Origin of the sequence: Pseudomonas sp. JS3066 (assembly GCF_036328175.1) — a bacterium.
In the GTDB taxonomy this organism is placed as follows: Bacteria; Pseudomonadota; Gammaproteobacteria; order Pseudomonadales; family Pseudomonadaceae; genus Metapseudomonas.
The window spans coordinates 115410-132549 of record NZ_CP143312.1; the positions used below are offsets into that span (position 1 = coordinate 115410).

A 17140-nucleotide genomic window follows, 5' to 3' on the forward strand; every position below is an offset into this window, starting at 1 on the left:
GCAGGTGACCAAGCTGGGGAACGCTGATGGCTTACTCATACACTGAGAAAAAACGTATCCGCAAAGACTTTAGCAAGTTGCCGGACGTCATGGATGTACCTTACCTCCTGGCCATCCAGCTGGATTCGTATCGCGAATTCCTGCAGGCGGGAGTCAGCAAAGAGCAATTCCGTGACATCGGCCTGCACGCGGCCTTCAAGTCTGTTTTCCCGATCATCAGCTATTCCGGCAACGCCGCTCTGGAATACGTCGGCTATCGCCTGGGTGAGCCGGCATTCGATGTCAAGGAATGCGTGCTGCGCGGTGTGACCTTCGCCGTGCCGCTGCGGGTAAAAGTCCGTCTGATCATCTTCGACAAAGAGTCGTCGAACAAAGCGATCAAGGACATCAAGGAACAAGAAGTCTACATGGGGGAAATCCCCCTGATGACCGAAAACGGTACGTTCATCATCAACGGTACCGAGCGCGTCATCGTCTCCCAGCTGCACCGCTCTCCGGGTGTGTTCTTCGACCACGACCGTGGCAAGACCCACAGCTCGGGCAAGCTGCTGTACTCCGCTCGTATCATTCCCTACCGCGGTTCCTGGCTGGACTTCGAGTTCGATCCGAAGGACTGCGTATTCGTGCGTATCGACCGTCGCCGCAAACTGCCGGCCACTGTCCTGCTGCGCGCGCTGAACTACAGCACTGAAGAAGTGCTGAATGCCTTCTATGCCACCAACGTCTTCCACGTGAAGGGCGAAGGTCTGCACCTCGAGCTGGTTCCGCAGCGTCTGCGGGGCGAGATCGCCGTGTTCGACATCAAGGATCAGAACGGCAAGGTGATCGTGGAGCAGGGTCGTCGTATTACTGCCCGCCACATCAACCAGCTGGAGAAGGCTGGCATCAAGGAGCTGGAAGTTCCGATGGACTACGTGCTGGGTCGTACCAGCGCCAAGGCTATCGTGCATCCGGCCACCGGCGAGATCATCGCCGAATGCAACACCGAGCTGACTACCGACCTGTTGGTGAAGATCGCCAAGGCCCAGGTTGTCCGCATCGAAACTCTGTACACCAACGACATCGACTGCGGTCCGTTCATTTCGGACACCCTGAAGATCGACTCCACCGGCAATCAGCTGGAAGCCCTGGTCGAGATCTATCGCATGATGCGTCCTGGCGAGCCGCCGACCAAGGAAGCCGCCGAAACCCTGTTCAACAACCTGTTCTTCAGCGCCGAGCGTTACGACTTGTCCGCCGTGGGCCGCATGAAGTTCAACCGTCGTATCGGTCGCACCGAGATCGAAGGTTCGGGCGTGCTGAGCAAGGAAGATATCGTCGACGTGCTGAAGACCCTGGTCGACATCCGTAACGGCAAGGGCATCGTCGACGACATCGACCATCTGGGTAACCGCCGCGTTCGTTGCGTCGGCGAGATGGCTGAGAATCAGTTCCGTGTTGGCCTGGTGCGCGTCGAGCGCGCGGTCAAGGAACGTCTGTCGATGGCCGAAAGCGAAGGCCTGATGCCGCAAGACCTGATCAATGCCAAGCCTGTGGCCGCAGCGATCAAGGAATTCTTCGGTTCCAGCCAGCTATCCCAGTTCATGGACCAGAACAACCCGCTCTCCGAGATCACCCACAAGCGCCGCGTTTCCGCACTCGGCCCGGGCGGTCTGACCCGTGAGCGCGCGGGCTTCGAGGTTCGTGACGTACATCCGACCCACTACGGCCGCGTGTGCCCGATCGAGACCCCTGAAGGTCCGAACATCGGTCTGATCAACTCCCTGGCAACTTACGCCCGCACCAACCAGTACGGCTTCCTGGAAAGCCCGTACCGTGTTGTGAAGGGTACCCAGGTTACCGACGAGATCGTCTTCCTCTCCGCGATCGAAGAGGCCGACCACGTTATCGCTCAGGCATCGGCGACGATGAACGAGCAGGGCCAACTGGTCGACGAGCTGGTAGCCGTACGTCACCTGAACGAATTCACCGTGAAGGCGCCGGAAGACGTAACTCTGATGGACGTCTCTCCGAAGCAGGTCGTTTCCGTTGCTGCCTCGCTGATTCCGTTCCTCGAGCACGACGACGCCAACCGCGCACTCATGGGCTCGAACATGCAGCGTCAGGCCGTGCCGACCCTGCGTGCCGACAAGCCTCTGGTAGGTACCGGTATGGAGCGCAACGTTGCGCGCGATTCCGGTGTCTGCGTCGTGGCCCGGCGTGGCGGCGTGATCGACTCGGTCGACGCCAGCCGTATCGTGGTTCGTGTCAACGATGACGAAGTCGAGACTGGCGAAGCCGGCGTCGACATCTACAACCTGACCAAATACACCCGTTCCAACCAGAACACCTGCATCAACCAGCGCCCGCTGGTGCAGAAGGGTGATGTGGTCGCTCGCGCCGACATCCTCGCCGATGGTCCGTCCACCGACATGGGTGAACTCGCCCTGGGTCAGAACATGCGCGTCGCGTTCATGCCCTGGAACGGTTTCAACTTCGAGGACTCCATCTGCTTGTCCGAGCGCGTGGTGCAGGAAGATCGCTTCACCACCATCCACATCCAGGAACTGACCTGTGTGGCGCGTGACACCAAGCTCGGCCCAGAAGAAATCACCGCGGACATCCCCAACGTGGGCGAAGCTGCGCTGAACAAGCTGGACGAAGCCGGTATCGTCTACGTTGGTGCGGAAGTGCAGGCTGGCGACATCCTGGTCGGCAAGGTGACTCCGAAAGGCGAGACCCAGCTGACTCCGGAAGAGAAGCTGCTGCGCGCGATCTTTGGTGAGAAGGCGTCCGACGTTAAGGACACCTCCCTGCGCGTGCCGACTGGCACCAAGGGCACCGTGATCGACGTCCAGGTCTTCACTCGTGACGGCGTCGAGCGCGATTCCCGTGCGCTGTCCATCGAGAAGATGCAGCTGGACGAGATCCGCAAGGACCTGAACGAAGAGTTCCGTATTGTCGAGGGCGCAACCTTCGAGCGTCTGCGTTCCGCACTGGTTGGCCAGGTTGCCGAAGGTGGCGCTGGCGTGAAGAAAGGCACCGAGATCACCGACGAGTACCTCGACGGCCTCGAGCGCGGCCAGTGGTTCAAGCTGCGCATGTCCGAAGACGCTCTGAACGAGCAGCTGGAGAAGGCCCAGGCCTACCTGTCTGATCGTCGCCAGATGCTGGATGACAAGTTCGAAGACAAGAAGCGCAAGCTGCAGCAGGGCGACGACCTGGCTCCGGGCGTGCTGAAGATCGTCAAGGTCTACCTGGCCATCAAGCGTCGTATCCAGCCGGGCGACAAGATGGCGGGCCGTCACGGTAACAAGGGTGTGGTCTCCGTGATCATGCCGGTCGAAGACATGCCTCACGATGCCAATGGCACTCCGGTGGACATCGTCCTCAACCCGCTGGGCGTACCGTCTCGTATGAACGTCGGTCAGATCCTCGAAACCCACCTGGGCCTCGCTGCCAAGGGTCTGGGCGAGAAGATCAACCGTATGATGGAAGAGCAGCGCAAGATCGCTGAACTGCGCGAATTCCTCCATGAGATCTACAACGAGATCGGTGGCCGTCAGGAAAGCCTGAACGAGCTGAGCGACCAGGAAATCCTGGACCTGGCCAAGAACCTGAAGGGCGGCGTTCCCATGGCCACCCCGGTGTTCGACGGTGCCAAGGAAAGCGAGATCAAGGCCATGCTGAAGCTCGCCGACCTGCCGGAAAGCGGTCAGATGCGCCTGTTCGACGGCCGTACCGGCAATCAGTTCGAGCGTCCGACCACCGTCGGCTACATGTACATGCTCAAGCTGAACCACCTGGTCGACGACAAGATGCACGCACGTTCCACCGGTTCTTACAGCCTGGTTACCCAGCAGCCGCTGGGTGGTAAGGCCCAGTTCGGTGGCCAGCGTTTCGGGGAGATGGAGGTCTGGGCACTGGAAGCCTACGGTGCCGCCTACACCCTGCAGGAAATGCTGACCGTGAAGTCGGACGACGTGAACGGCCGGACCAAGATGTACAAAAACATCGTGGACGGCGATCACCGCATGGAGGCCGGCATGCCCGAGTCCTTCAACGTGTTGATCAAAGAGATCCGCTCGCTCGGCATCGACATCGAACTGGAAACCGAATAACACGCGACGCCCAAAACGCTACGGCTGGTCAAGGCCGGTCGTAGCGGGTCCGTGAGGAGGAAAGGCCTTGAAAGACTTGCTGAATCTGTTGAAAAACCAGGGTCAAATCGAAGAGTTCGATGCCATCCGTATTGGTCTGGCCTCGCCCGAGATGATCCGTTCCTGGTCCTTCGGTGAAGTGAAAAAACCGGAGACCATCAACTACCGTACCTTCAAGCCGGAGCGCGATGGCCTGTTCTGCGCCAAGATCTTCGGTCCGGTGAAGGACTACGAGTGCCTGTGCGGTAAGTACAAGCGCCTCAAGCATCGCGGTGTGATCTGCGAGAAGTGCGGTGTTGAAGTCGCCCTGGCCAAGGTGCGCCGTGAGCGCATGGGCCACATCGAGCTGGCTTCGCCCGTTGCCCACATCTGGTTCCTGAAGTCCCTGCCGTCCCGTATCGGCCTGCTGCTGGACATGACCCTGCGTGACATCGAGCGCGTGCTCTATTTCGAGAGCTACGTGGTGATCGATCCGGGCATGACCACCCTCGAGAAAGGCCAGCTGCTGAACGACGAGCAGTACTTCGAAGCCCTCGAAGAGTTTGGTGACGACTTCGATGCCCGCATGGGTGCCGAAGCTGTTCGCGAACTGCTCAATGCCATCGATCTGGATCATGAAATCGGCCGCCTGCGCGAAGAAATTCCGCAGACCAACTCCGAGACCAAGATCAAGAAGCTGTCCAAGCGCCTGAAGCTGATGGAAGCCTTCAAGGACTCCGGCAACCATCCAGAGTGGATGGTGCTGACTGTCCTGCCTGTGCTGCCGCCGGACCTGCGTCCGCTGGTTCCGCTGGATGGTGGTCGCTTCGCGACCTCCGACCTTAACGATCTGTATCGTCGGGTGATCAACCGTAACAACCGTCTGAAGCGCCTGCTCGACCTGGCTGCGCCGGACATCATCGTGCGCAACGAAAAGCGCATGCTGCAGGAAGCTGTCGACGCCCTGCTGGACAACGGTCGTCGTGGCCGTGCCATCACCGGCTCGAACAAGCGCCCTCTGAAGTCCCTGGCCGACATGATCAAGGGCAAGCAAGGCCGCTTCCGTCAGAACCTGCTCGGTAAGCGAGTGGACTACTCCGGTCGTTCGGTAATTACCGTAGGTCCGACCCTGCGCCTGCACCAGTGCGGTCTGCCCAAGAAGATGGCTCTTGAGCTGTTCAAGCCGTTCATCTTCGGCAAGCTGGAAGCCCGCGGCATGGCCACCACCATCAAGGCGGCCAAGAAGATGGTCGAGCGCGAACTGCCCGAGGTCTGGGACGTTCTCGCCGAAGTCATCCGCGAACACCCCGTACTGCTGAACCGTGCGCCTACCCTGCACCGTCTGGGCATCCAGGCGTTCGAGCCGGTCCTCATCGAAGGCAAGGCCATCCAGCTGCATCCGCTGGTCTGCGCCGCGTATAACGCCGACTTCGACGGTGACCAGATGGCCGTTCACGTTCCGCTGACCCTCGAGGCCCAGCTGGAAGCGCGCGCGCTGATGATGTCCACCAACAACATCCTCTCGCCTGCCAACGGCGAGCCGATCATCGTTCCGTCGCAGGACGTGGTTCTGGGTCTGTACTACATGACCCGTGAAGCCGTTAACGCCAAGGGCGAAGGTCGCGTGTTCGCGGACCTACAGGAAGTCGACCGCGTATTCCGCGCCGGTGAAGCGTCCCTGCACGCCCGCGTGAAAGTGCGCATCAACGAGACCGTGAAGGACAAGGACGGCTCCATCACCAAGAACACCCGCATCGTCGACACCACTGTCGGCCGTGCGCTGCTGTTCCAGGTGGTCCCGGCTGGCCTGTCGTACGACGTCGTCAACCAGCCGATGAAGAAGAAGGCGATCTCCAAGCTGATCAACCAGTGCTATCGCGTGGTAGGTCTGAAGGACACCGTCATCTTCGCTGACCAGCTGATGTACACCGGTTTCGCCTACTCCACCATTTCCGGTGTTTCCATCGGTGTGAACGACTTCGTCATCCCCGATGAGAAGGCTCGCATCATCGATGCCGCTACCGAGGAAGTGAAGGAAATCGAATCCCAGTACGCCTCCGGCCTGGTGACCCAGGGCGAGAAGTACAACAAGGTGATCGACCTCTGGTCCAAGGCCAACGACGAAGTGTCCAAGGCGATGATGGCCAACCTCTCGAAAGAGAAGGTTGTCGATCGCGAGGGCAAGGAAGTCGACCAGGAGTCCTTCAACTCCATGTACATGATGGCTGACTCCGGCGCGCGGGGTTCCGCGGCCCAGATCCGTCAGCTGGCCGGCATGCGTGGCCTGATGGCCAAGCCGGACGGCTCCATCATTGAAACCCCGATCACCGCGAACTTCCGTGAAGGCCTGAACGTACTCCAGTACTTCATCTCCACTCACGGTGCTCGTAAAGGTCTGGCGGATACCGCACTGAAGACCGCGAACTCCGGTTACCTGACTCGTCGTCTGGTAGACGTTGCCCAGGACCTGGTAGTGACCGAGGTCGACTGCGGCACCGAGCACGGTCTGCTGATGACCCCGCACATCGAAGGCGGCGATGTCGTCGAGCCTCTGGGTGAGCGCGTACTGGGGCGTGTCATTGCCCGTGACGTGTTCAAGCCGGGCTCCGATGAAGTCATCGTTCCGGCCGGTACTCTGGTCGATGAGCAGTGGGTTGAGTTCATCGAGCGCATGAGCGTCGACGAAGTAATTGTGCGTTCCCCGATCAGCTGCGAAACCCGCTACGGCATCTGCGCCAAGTGCTACGGTCGTGACCTGGCGCGTGGCCACCAGGTGAACATCGGTGAAGCGGTCGGCGTAATCGCCGCCCAGTCCATCGGTGAGCCGGGTACCCAGCTGACCATGCGTACCTTCCACATCGGTGGTGCGGCCAGCCGTACTTCCGCAGCCGACAACGTCCAGGTTAAGAACGGCGGTACCATCCGCCTGCACAACCTGAAGCACGTCGAGAACCTCAACGGCCATCTGGTTGCCGTGTCCCGTTCCGGCGAGCTGGCCGTGGCCGACGACTTCGGTCGCGAGCGCGAGCGTTACAAGCTGCCGTACGGTGCTGTGATCTCCGTGAAGGAAGGCGACAAGGTCGATCCGGGCGCCATCGTTGCCAAGTGGGACCCGCACACCCACCCGATCGTGACCGAAATGAAGGGTACCGTTACCTTCGTCGGCATGGAGGAGGGCATCACCATCAAGCGCCAGACCGACGAACTGACCGGTCTGACCAACATCGAAGTTCTGGATCCGAAGGATCGTCCGGCTGCTGGCAAGGACATTCGTCCGGCCGTGAAGCTGGTCGACGCCAATGGCAAGGAGCTGCTGCTGCCGGGTACCGACGTTCCCGCCCAGTACTTCCTGCCGGCGAACGCCTTGGTTGGTGTGGCCGACGGTTCGCAGGTGGGTGTGGGTGACGTTATCGCCCGTATCCCGCAGGAAACCTCGAAGACCCGCGACATCACCGGTGGTCTGCCGCGCGTTGCCGACCTGTTCGAAGCTCGTCGTCCGAAAGAGCCTTCGATCTTGGCCGAAATCAGCGGCACCATCTCCTTCGGCAAGGAGACCAAAGGCAAGCGCCGTCTGGTCATCACTCCGAACGATGGCAGCGACCCGTACGAGGAGCTGATTCCGAAGTGGCGTCACCTGAACGTGTTCGAAGGCGAACAGGTGAACCGCGGCGAAGTTATCTCCGACGGCCCGAGCAACCCGCACGACATCCTGCGTCTGCTGGGTGTCAGCGCGCTGGCCAAGTACATCGTCAACGAGATCCAGGACGTGTACCGCCTGCAGGGCGTGAAGATCAACGACAAGCACATCGAAACCATCCTGCGTCAGATGCTGCGCAAGGTCGAGATTGCCGAGTCGGGTGATTCCAGCTTCATCAAGGGCGACCAGATGGAGCTGACCCAGGTGCTGGAAGAGAACGAGCGTCTGGCGACCGAAGACCGCTTCATCGCCAAGTTCGAACGCGTCCTGCTGGGTATTACCAAGGCCTCGCTGTCCACCGAGTCGTTCATCTCCGCGGCGTCCTTCCAGGAAACCACCCGCGTCCTCACCGAGGCGGCGGTTACCGGCAAGCGCGACTACCTGCGCGGCCTGAAGGAAAACGTGGTTGTGGGTCGCCTGATCCCGGCTGGTACCGGTCTGGCCTACCACAGCGAGCGCAAACGTCAGCGTGAAGCCGGCAAGCCGGTTCGCGTGAGCGCGAGCGAAGTGGAAGCAGCGCTGACCGAAGCGCTGAACTCCAGCAGCAACTAAGCGTGATACCCCCCGGAGGCCTTGGCCGTCGGGGGGTATTGCCTTGACGGGGACATTGAGTCTCTTTAGACTCATGCACCCCTAAATTTGGCAGGGCGCTATGCCCTGTCATTTTGCTTTCTTTGTAAGGCAATAGCGTCGAAAGACAACAGTGGAGCAATTAGATGGCAACTATTAACCAGCTGGTGCGTAAGCCGCGCAGCCGTATCGTCGAGAAATCCGACGTACCTGCGCTGCAGAACTGCCCGCAGCGTCGTGGCGTATGCACCCGCGTCTACACCACCACGCCGAAGAAACCGAACTCCGCACTCCGTAAGGTTTGCCGTGTTCGTCTGACCAACGGCTACGAAGTGACTTCGTACATCGGTGGTGAAGGTCACAACCTGCAAGAGCACAGCGTAGTGCTGATCCGTGGCGGTCGTGTAAAAGACCTTCCGGGTGTGCGTTACCACACCGTGCGCGGTTCGCTGGATACCACCGGCGTTAAAGACCGTAAGCAGGGTCGTTCCAAGTACGGTACCAAGCGTCCGAAGTAATTCGGTGCTAAATCAGTTTTTTATTCATTGAGTCGATAAGAGTAAGGTCGGGCGTAACCGAATGGTTATGGTCCCGGGCTAACCTGAAGACCGTTTGAGGGCTTATCAATGCCAAGACGTCGTGTAGCAGCCAAGCGTGAGATTCTGGACGATCCGAAATACGGAAGCCTGATCCTCGCCAAGTTCATGAACCACGTGATGGAAAGCGGCAAGAAAGCCGTAGCCGAGCGCATCGTTTACGGTGCCCTGGATACCGTCAAATCCCGCAAGAACAGCGATCCCCTGGAAATCTTCGAGAAAGCTCTCGACGCCATCGCTCCGCTGGTCGAAGTAAAGTCCCGCCGTGTAGGCGGTGCCACTTACCAGGTTCCGGTCGAAGTTCGTCCGTCCCGTCGTAATGCTCTGGCCATGCGTTGGCTGGTTGAGTCCGCGCGCAAGCGCGGCGAGAAGTCCATGGCCCTGCGCCTGGCAGGCGAGCTGCTGGATGCCTTCGATGGCAAAGGCGCTGCTGTCAAGAAGCGTGAAGACGTGCATCGTATGGCTGAGGCCAACAAAGCGTTCTCGCACTACCGCTTCTAATTACGGCATCCATTCTTTTGCGAGGGCTTTATGGCTCGTAATACAGCAATTAACCGCTATCGCAACATCGGCATCTGCGCCCACGTTGACGCGGGCAAGACCACCACGACTGAGCGCATCCTGTTCTACACAGGCCTGAGCCACAAGATGGGTGAGGTTCACGATGGCGCTGCTACCACCGACTGGATGGTGCAGGAGCAGGAGCGTGGTATTACCATTACCTCTGCTGCCATCACTACCTTCTGGGAAGGTTCGCGTGGTCAGTACGACAAGTACCGCGTAAACGTCATCGACACCCCCGGCCACGTAGACTTCACCATTGAGGTGGAGCGTTCTCTGCGCGTGCTGGACGGTGCTGTCGTTGTATTCTGCGGTACTTCCGGTGTTGAGCCCCAGTCCGAAACCGTATGGCGTCAAGCCAACAAGTACGGCGTTCCGCGTATCGTCTACGTGAACAAGATGGACCGCGCTGGCGCCAACTTCCTTCGCGTGGTCGGCCAGATCAAGAACCGCCTGGGTCACACCCCGGTTCCGGTTCAGTTGGCCATCGGTGCTGAGGACGAGTTCCAGGGTCAGGTCGATCTCCTGAAGATGAAGGCCATCTACTGGAACGAAGACGACAAGGGTACCTCCTATCGCGAGGAAGAAATTCCCGCTGAGCTTGTGGACCTGGCCAACGAATGGCGCAACAACATGGTTGAGGCTGCTGCCGAAGCCAACGAAGAGCTGATGAACAAGTACCTGGAAGAAGGTGAGCTGACGATCGAAGAGATCAAGGCCGGCCTGCGTCAGCGTACTATCGCCTGCGAAATCGTTCCGGCTGTCTGTGGTTCCTCTTTCAAGAACAAGGGCGTGCCCCTGGTGCTTGACGCTGTCATCGATTTCCTGCCGGCTCCCACCGAGATTCCTGCGATCAAGGGCGTTCACCCGGACAGCACCGACGACAACGAAATCCACGACGAGCGTCCTGCAGATGATGGCGCGCCGTTCTCTGCGCTGGCGTTCAAGATCGCTACCGACCCGTTCGTCGGTACCCTGACCTTCGTTCGTGTCTACTCGGGCGTTCTGGAGTCTGGCCAGTCGGTCATCAACTCCGTGAAGGGTAAAAAAGAGCGCGTTGGTCGTATGGTGCAGATGCACGCCAACCAGCGTGACGAGATCAAGGAAGTGCGCGCGGGCGACATCGCTGCACTGATCGGCATGAAGGATGTCACCACTGGCGACACTCTGTGCGACATCGAGAAACCGATCATCCTTGAGCGTATGGACTTCCCGGAGCCTGTCATCTCGGTAGCTGTTGAGCCGAAGACCAAGGCTGACCAGGAGAAGATGGGTATCGCCCTCGGCAAGCTGGCCCAGGAAGATCCTTCGTTCCGCGTCAAGACCGACGAAGAAACCGGCCAGACCATCATCTCTGGTATGGGTGAGCTGCACCTGGATATCCTCGTCGATCGCATGAAGCGTGAGTTCGGCGTTGAGGCCAATATCGGCAAGCCGCAGGTTTCCTACCGCGAAACCATCTCCAAGGACAATGTCGAGATCGAAGGCAAGTTCGTTCGTCAGTCCGGTGGTCGTGGTCAGTTTGGTCACTGCTGGATCCGCTTCTCCTCCGCTGACGTGGATGAGAAAGGCAACATCGCCGAAGGTCTGGTGTTTACCAATGAAGTCGTGGGTGGTGTGATTCCCAAGGAATACATCCCGGCGATCCAGAAGGGCATCGAAGAGCAGATGAAGAACGGCGTTGTTGCCGGCTACCCGCTCATCGGCCTGAAGGCCTCCGTGTTCGATGGTTCCTACCACGACGTCGACTCCAACGAGATGGCGTTCAAGATCGCTGCCTCCATGGCGACCAAGCAGCTTGCCCAGAAGGGTGGCGGTAAAGTGCTTGAGCCGATCATGAAGGTAGAGGTGGTGACCCCCGAGGACTACATGGGTGACGTGATGGGCGACCTGAACCGTCGTCGTGGCCTGATTCAGGGGATGGAAGACAGCGTTTCCGGTAAGGTTATTCGTGCCGAGGTTCCGCTGGGCGAGATGTTCGGTTATGCGACCGACGTGCGTTCCATGTCCCAGGGTCGCGCGAGCTACTCCATGGAATTCTCCAAATACGCCGAAGCTCCGTCGAACGTCGTCGAAGCACTGGTTAAAAAACAAGGTTGATTCAGCCCTTTAAGTAAGAGGTTTACTGTCGTGGCTAAAGAAAAATTTGAACGTAACAAACCGCACGTCAACGTCGGCACCATTGGTCACGTTGACCATGGCAAGACCACTCTGACTGCTGCTCTGACCAAGGTCTGCTCCGAGACCTGGGGCGGTTCCGCTCGTGCGTTCGACCAGATCGATAACGCGCCGGAAGAGAAGGCTCGCGGTATCACCATCAACACTTCCCACGTTGAATACGATTCCGCCATTCGTCACTACGCTCACGTTGACTGCCCCGGTCACGCTGACTACGTGAAGAACATGATCACCGGTGCTGCGCAGATGGACGGCGCGATCCTGGTTTGCTCGGCTGCTGACGGCCCCATGCCGCAGACTCGTGAGCACATCCTGCTGTCTCGTCAGGTAGGCGTTCCTTACATTGTCGTGTTCCTGAACAAGGCCGACATGGTTGATGACGCCGAGCTGCTGGAGCTGGTCGAGATGGAAGTTCGCGACCTGCTGAACACCTACGACTTCCCGGGTGACGACACTCCGATCGTAGTCGGTTCCGCTCTGATGGCCCTGGAAGGTAAGGACGACAACGAAATCGGCGTTTCCGCCGTTCGTAAGCTGGTAGAGACCCTGGACTCCTACATTCCGGAGCCGGTGCGTGCTATCGATCAGCCGTTCCTGATGCCGATCGAAGACGTGTTCTCCATCTCCGGTCGCGGCACCGTGGTGACCGGTCGTGTTGAGCGCGGTATCGTCAAGGTGGGCGAGGAGATCGAGATCGTCGGTATCCGTCCGACCACCAAGACCACCTGCACTGGTGTTGAAATGTTCCGCAAGCTGCTCGACGAAGGTCGTGCTGGCGAGAACGTTGGCGCCCTGCTGCGCGGCACCAAGCGTGATGACGTAGAGCGTGGTCAGGTTCTGGCCAAGCCGGGCACCATCAAGCCGCACACCAAGTTCGAGTGCGAAGTGTACGTGCTGTCCAAGGAAGAAGGCGGTCGTCACACTCCGTTCTTCAAGGGCTACCGTCCGCAGTTCTACTTCCGTACCACTGACGTGACCGGAAACTGCGAACTGCCGGAAGGCGTTGAGATGGTAATGCCGGGCGACAACATCAAGATGGTTGTCACCCTGATCGCTCCGATCGCCATGGAAGACGGCCTGCGCTTCGCGATCCGCGAAGGCGGTCGTACCGTTGGCGCCGGCGTTGTAGCCAAGATCATCGAGTAATCGAAGATCTCGCTAAGAGGAGAGGGCCCTTCGGGGCCCTTTTCTTTTGTCTGGTCAAAAGTTGACACCCCCTCGGCGCATCCGTACAATCACGCCTCCTTTTAACGGGCGTAGTCCGTCCGTTGGGGAAAGCAGAGATAGAGTCTGAGGTCAAAATGCAAAACCAACAAATCCGTATTCGGTTGAAGGCTTTTGACCATCGCCTGATCGATCAATCCACCCAGGAAATCGTGGAAACCGCGAAACGTACTGGTGCTCAGGTGCGTGGTCCTATTCCTCTGCCTACTCGCAAAGAGCGGTACACCGTTCTGATCTCTCCGCACGTCAACAAAGACGCGCGTGATCAGTACGAAATTCGTACCCACAAGCGTGTTCTGGACATCGTCCAGCCGACGGATAAAACCGTCGATGCGCTGATGAAGCTCGACCTTGCGGCAGGCGTGGAAGTGCAGATCAGCCTCGGCTAATAACCTTCGGGTTTTAGTCGTGTAACGCTCTGAAATGGGCGGCCATAGCGGGTGAAAGCCCCGTACACTCATGAGGTTTACAACATGACTATTGGTGTAGTCGGTCGTAAGTGCGGCATGACCCGCATTTTCACCGAAGAAGGCGTCTCCATTCCGGTTACGGTCATTGAGATCGAGCCGAATCGCGTGACCCAATTCAAAAACGAAGAAAGCGATGGCTATCGCGCCGTGCAGGTAACTGTCGGTGAGCGTCGTGCCTCTCGCGTGACCAAGGCGCAAGCCGGTCACTTCGCCAAGGCAAGCGTGGCTGCTGGTCGCGGTGTTTGGGAATTCCGTCTTGAAGAAGGCGAGTACCAGGCTGGCGATCAACTGACTGCTGAGCTGTTCCAAGCTGGTCAGCTGGTAGATGTTACCGGTCAGTCCAAGGGTAAAGGCTATGCCGGTACCATCAAGCGCTGGAACTTCCGCGGCCAGGACAACACCCACGGTAACTCCGTCTCCCACCGCGCCCCGGGTTCTATTGGCCAGTGCCAGACTCCTGGTCGTGTCTTCAAGGGCAAGAAAATGTCCGGTCACCTCGGTGCTGAGCGTGTAACCGTGCAGTCCCTGGAAGTTGTGCGTGTCGATGCAGAACGCAATCTGCTGCTGGTCAAAGGTGCCGTTCCTGGCGCTACCGGTGGTGATGTCGTTGTGCGTCCGGCAGCCAAGGCTCGTGGTTAAGAGGGGAAGCTGAGATGCAATTGAATGTAAATGGCGCTCAGGCTATCGAAGTCAGCGAGCGTACTTTTGGTGGTGAGTTCAACGAGACCCTGGTTCACCAGGCTGTTGTCGCCTACATGGCCGGTGGCCGTCAGGGCACTCGCGCGCAGAAGACCCGTTCCGAAGTTTCCGGCGGTGGCAAGAAGCCGTGGCGTCAGAAGGGCACTGGTCGTGCTCGTGCTGGCACCATTCGTAGCCCCATCTGGCGCTCCGGTGGTACCACCTTCGCTGCCAAGCCGCAAGATCACTCCCAGAAGCTCAACAAGAAGATGTACCGCGCTGCCATGCGCTCCATCCTCTCTGAGCTCGTTCGCCAAGAGCGCCTGGTTGTGGTTGAAGACTTTGCTGTCGATGCCCCGAAAACCAAAGCTCTGCTGGGCAAGCTGAATGGCCTGGGCCTGACCGACGTGCTGATCGTTTCCGACGCCGTTGATCAGAACCTGTACCTGGCTGCTCGCAACCTGCCGCACGTTGACGTTCGTGATGTTCAGGGTTCCGACCCGGTCAGCCTGATCGCCTACGACAAGGTGCTTATCACCGTGTCCGCCGTGAAGAAATTCGAGGAGCTGCTGGCATGAACCAGGAACGCGTATTCAAGGTGCTGGTTGGTCCGCACGTCTCCGAGAAGGCCACCATGCTGGCTGACAGCAAGGGCCAGTTCGTTTTCAAGGTTGCCACTGATGCAACCAAGCTGGAAATCAAGAAGGCCGTAGAAAGCCTGTTCAGCGTGAAAGTCGCTCGTGTCACCACCCTCGTAGTCAAGGGCAAGACCAAGCGTACCGTTCGCGGTCTGGGCAAGCGTAACGACTGGAAAAAAGCGTACATCGCTCTCCAGCCGGGCCAAGATCTCGATTTCGCCAGCAGCGCTGAGTAAAGGGGTGCATCATGGCAATCGTTAAATGCAAACCGACCTCCGCTGGCCGCCGTTTCGTGGTCAAGGTCGTCAATCAGGAGCTGCACAAAGGCGCTCCTTACGCACCGCTGGTCGAGAAAAAATCGAAATCCGGTGGTCGTAACAACAACGGTCGTATCACTACTCGTCACATCGGTGGTGGTCACAAGCAGCACTATCGTTTGGTCGACTTCCGTCGTAACAAGGATGGCATTCCTGCCACCGTTGAGCGCATCGAGTACGATCCGAACCGTACTGCTCACATCGCTCTGCTGAAGTACGCCGATGGCGAGCGTCGCTACATCATCGCGCCGAAAGGCGTGAGCGCTGGCGACCAGCTGATCTCGGGCGTCAATGCACCGATCAAGGCCGGTAATGCCCTGCCGCTGCGCAACATCCCGGTTGGTAGCACCATTCACGGTATCGAACTCAAGCCTGGCAAGGGTGCGCAAATCGCCCGTTCCGCCGGTGCCTCCGTTCAGTTGGTTGCCCGTGAAGGCGCCTACGTAACCCTGCGTCTGCGCTCCGGCGAGATGCGTAAAGTCCTGGCTGAATGCCGTGCGACTCTGGGCGAAGTCTCGAACTCCGAGCATAGCCTGCGTTCGCTGGGTAAAGCCGGTGCCAAGCGCTGGCGTGGTGTTCGCCCGACCGTTCGCGGCGTGGCGATGAACCCGGTAGACCACCCGCATGGTGGTGGTGAAGGTCGTACCTCTGGTGGCCGTCATCCGGTGTCTCCGTGGGGCTTCCCGACCAAGGGTGCGAAGACCCGCGCGAACAAGCGCACCGACAACATGATCGTCCGTCGCCGTAAATAACTGAGGATACGACAGTGCCGCGTTCTCTGAAAAAAGGTCCTTTTATCGATCTTCACCTACTGAAGAAGGTCGAAGTGGCGGTGGAAAAGAACGATCGCAAGCCGGTGAAAACCTGGTCGCGCCGTTCCATCGTTCTGCCGCAAATGGTCGGTCTGACCATCGCTGTACACAACGGTCGTCAACATGTCCCGGTTCTCGTGAACGAAGACATGGTCGGTCACAAACTGGGCGAGTTCGCTGCCACCCGCACCTATCGCGGTCATGCTGCGGACAAGAAAGCCAAGCGTTAAGGGGTAAGGAACGATGGAAGTAGCCGCTAAGCTGTCGGGCGCTCGAATCTCCGCCCAGAAAGCCCGCTTGGTCGCCGACCAGATCCGCGGGAAGAAGGTGGGCGAAGCGCTCAACCTGTTGACTTTCAGCAGTAAGAAAGCCGCTGAAATCATGAAGAAAGTGCTCGAATCGGCCGTGGCCAACGCTGAGCACAACGAAGGCGCAGACGTGGATGACCTCAAGGTTTCCACCGTTTTCGTCAACGAAGGGCGTTCGCTGAAGCGCATCATGCCGCGTGCCAAGGGCCGTGCTGATCGCATCGTCAAGCGGTCTTGCCATATCACTGTCAAGGTTGCGGACAAGTAACGGAGTCGATCAGATGGGTCAGAAAGTACATCCCACTGGCATTCGCCTGGGAATCGTCAAGGAGCACACCTCCGTTTGGTACGCAGATAAGCGCACTTATGCCGACTATCTGTTTGCCGACCTGAAGGTGCGTGAGTACCTCCAAGACAAACTAAAAAGCGCGTCCGTAAGCCGTATCGATATTCATCGTCCGGCTCAAACCGCACGCATCACCATCCACACCGCTCGTCCCGGCATCGTGATCGGCAAGAAAGGTGAGGATGTTGAGAAGCTGCGTCAGGACCTGACCAAGCAAATGGGTGTGCCTGTGCACATCAACATCGAAGAGATCCGCAAGCCGGAGCTCGACGGTATGCTGGTTGCGCAGAGCGTAGCTCAGCAGCTGGAGCGTCGTGTGATGTTCCGTCGCGCCATGAAGCGCGCTGTACAGAACGCCATGCGCATTGGTGCCAAGGGCATCAAGATCCAGGTAAGCGGTCGTCTCGGTGGCGCTGAAATCGCCCGTACCGAATGGTATCGCGAAGGTCGTGTGCCCCTGCACACCCTGCGCGCCGATATCGACTACGCAACCTACGAAGCGCACACCACCTACGGTGTGATCGGTGTGAAGGTTTGGATCTTCAAAGGTGAGGTCATCGGTGGCCGCCAGGAAGAACTGAAGCCCGTAGCGCCCGCTCCTCGTAAAAAAGCTGCTAAGTAAGGGGT

14 protein-coding genes are annotated in these 17140 nt (G+C 58.9%); all 14 read left to right on the plus strand.

Features of this window, described 5'->3' with window-relative positions:
- Positions 1-26: 26 nt before the first annotated feature.
- Positions 27-4100 (plus strand): DNA-directed RNA polymerase subunit beta, encoded by a 4074-nt coding sequence (gene rpoB / locus SA496_RS00545; protein ID WP_120653279.1) that lies wholly within the window; start codon positions 27-29, stop codon positions 4098-4100.
- 67 nt (positions 4101-4167) lie between these two features.
- Positions 4168-8367 (plus strand): DNA-directed RNA polymerase subunit beta', encoded by a 4200-nt coding sequence (rpoC, locus tag SA496_RS00550; protein ID WP_077525957.1) that lies wholly within the window; start codon positions 4168-4170, stop codon positions 8365-8367.
- A gap of 164 nt (positions 8368-8531) precedes the next feature.
- Positions 8532-8903 carry a 30S ribosomal protein S12 gene (gene rpsL / locus SA496_RS00555; protein ID WP_003448708.1) on the plus strand — a complete coding sequence of 124 codons (372 nt, stop codon included), beginning with the start codon at positions 8532-8534 and terminating at the stop codon, positions 8901-8903.
- Between the two features lie 108 nt (positions 8904-9011).
- Positions 9012-9482 carry a 30S ribosomal protein S7 gene (gene rpsG / locus SA496_RS00560; protein ID WP_003448710.1) on the plus strand — a complete coding sequence of 157 codons (471 nt, stop codon included), beginning with the start codon at positions 9012-9014 and terminating at the stop codon, positions 9480-9482.
- 30 nt (positions 9483-9512) lie between these two features.
- Positions 9513-11642: an elongation factor G gene (gene fusA / locus SA496_RS00565; RefSeq protein WP_120653278.1), complete on the plus strand. Its 2130-nt coding sequence runs from the start codon at positions 9513-9515 to the stop codon at positions 11640-11642.
- 30 nt (positions 11643-11672) lie between these two features.
- A complete protein-coding gene (tuf, locus tag SA496_RS00570) occupies positions 11673-12866 on the plus strand; it encodes an elongation factor Tu (protein WP_103102850.1) in 1194 nt (397 codons plus the stop codon).
- Positions 12867-13021: 155 nt separating this feature from the next.
- On the plus strand, positions 13022-13333 hold the full coding sequence (gene rpsJ, locus SA496_RS00575) for a 30S ribosomal protein S10 (protein ID WP_003243886.1): 312 nt from the start codon (positions 13022-13024) through the stop codon (positions 13331-13333).
- Positions 13334-13417: 84 nt separating this feature from the next.
- Positions 13418-14053, plus strand: a complete 636-nt coding sequence (gene rplC, locus SA496_RS00580; RefSeq protein WP_077525959.1) for a 50S ribosomal protein L3 — start codon at positions 13418-13420, stop codon at positions 14051-14053.
- A 14-nt stretch (positions 14054-14067) separates the two neighbouring features.
- Positions 14068-14670, plus strand: coding sequence for a 50S ribosomal protein L4 (rplD, locus tag SA496_RS00585; protein WP_077525960.1), 603 nt, complete (start codon positions 14068-14070; stop codon positions 14668-14670).
- Positions 14667-14966, plus strand: a complete 300-nt coding sequence (gene rplW / locus SA496_RS00590) for a 50S ribosomal protein L23 (RefSeq protein ID WP_077525961.1) — start codon at positions 14667-14669, stop codon at positions 14964-14966. Before rplD ends, rplW begins: the two co-directional genes overlap by 4 nt.
- Before the next feature lie 11 nt (positions 14967-14977).
- Entirely contained in the window at positions 14978-15799 is an 822-nt protein-coding gene (rplB, locus tag SA496_RS00595) for a 50S ribosomal protein L2 (RefSeq protein WP_077525962.1), read from the plus strand.
- 14 nt (positions 15800-15813) lie between these two features.
- Positions 15814-16089, plus strand: coding sequence for a 30S ribosomal protein S19 (rpsS, locus tag SA496_RS00600; protein WP_027590504.1), 276 nt, complete (start codon positions 15814-15816; stop codon positions 16087-16089).
- A 13-nt stretch (positions 16090-16102) separates the two neighbouring features.
- Positions 16103-16435 (plus strand): 50S ribosomal protein L22, encoded by a 333-nt coding sequence (gene rplV, locus SA496_RS00605; RefSeq protein ID WP_007161246.1) that lies wholly within the window; start codon positions 16103-16105, stop codon positions 16433-16435.
- A 13-nt stretch (positions 16436-16448) separates the two neighbouring features.
- A complete protein-coding gene (gene rpsC / locus SA496_RS00610) occupies positions 16449-17135 on the plus strand; it encodes a 30S ribosomal protein S3 (protein WP_028629286.1) in 687 nt (228 codons plus the stop codon).
- Positions 17136-17140: the final 5 nt, after the last annotated feature.

What these genes read in the sequence shown, in the direction of transcription:
- fusA (WP_120653278.1), top strand. Translation starts at nt 9,513, where the DNA reads ATGGCTCGTAATACAGCAATTAACCGCTATCGCAACATCGGCATCTGC.
- rpsL (WP_003448708.1), top strand. Translation starts at nt 8,532, where the DNA reads ATGGCAACTATTAACCAGCTGGTGCGTAAGCCGCGCAGCCGTATCGTC.
- rplW (WP_077525961.1), top strand. Translation starts at nt 14,667, where the DNA reads ATGAACCAGGAACGCGTATTCAAGGTGCTGGTTGGTCCGCACGTCTCC.
- rpsJ (WP_003243886.1), top strand. Translation starts at nt 13,022, where the DNA reads ATGCAAAACCAACAAATCCGTATTCGGTTGAAGGCTTTTGACCATCGC.
- rplV (WP_007161246.1), top strand. Translation starts at nt 16,103, where the DNA reads ATGGAAGTAGCCGCTAAGCTGTCGGGCGCTCGAATCTCCGCCCAGAAA.
- rpsG (WP_003448710.1), top strand. Translation starts at nt 9,012, where the DNA reads ATGCCAAGACGTCGTGTAGCAGCCAAGCGTGAGATTCTGGACGATCCG.
- rpoB (WP_120653279.1), top strand. Translation starts at nt 27, where the DNA reads ATGGCTTACTCATACACTGAGAAAAAACGTATCCGCAAAGACTTTAGC.
- rplD (WP_077525960.1), top strand. Translation starts at nt 14,068, where the DNA reads ATGCAATTGAATGTAAATGGCGCTCAGGCTATCGAAGTCAGCGAGCGT.
- rplB (WP_077525962.1), top strand. Translation starts at nt 14,978, where the DNA reads ATGGCAATCGTTAAATGCAAACCGACCTCCGCTGGCCGCCGTTTCGTG.
- rpsC (WP_028629286.1), top strand. Translation starts at nt 16,449, where the DNA reads ATGGGTCAGAAAGTACATCCCACTGGCATTCGCCTGGGAATCGTCAAG.
- rplC (WP_077525959.1), top strand. Translation starts at nt 13,418, where the DNA reads ATGACTATTGGTGTAGTCGGTCGTAAGTGCGGCATGACCCGCATTTTC.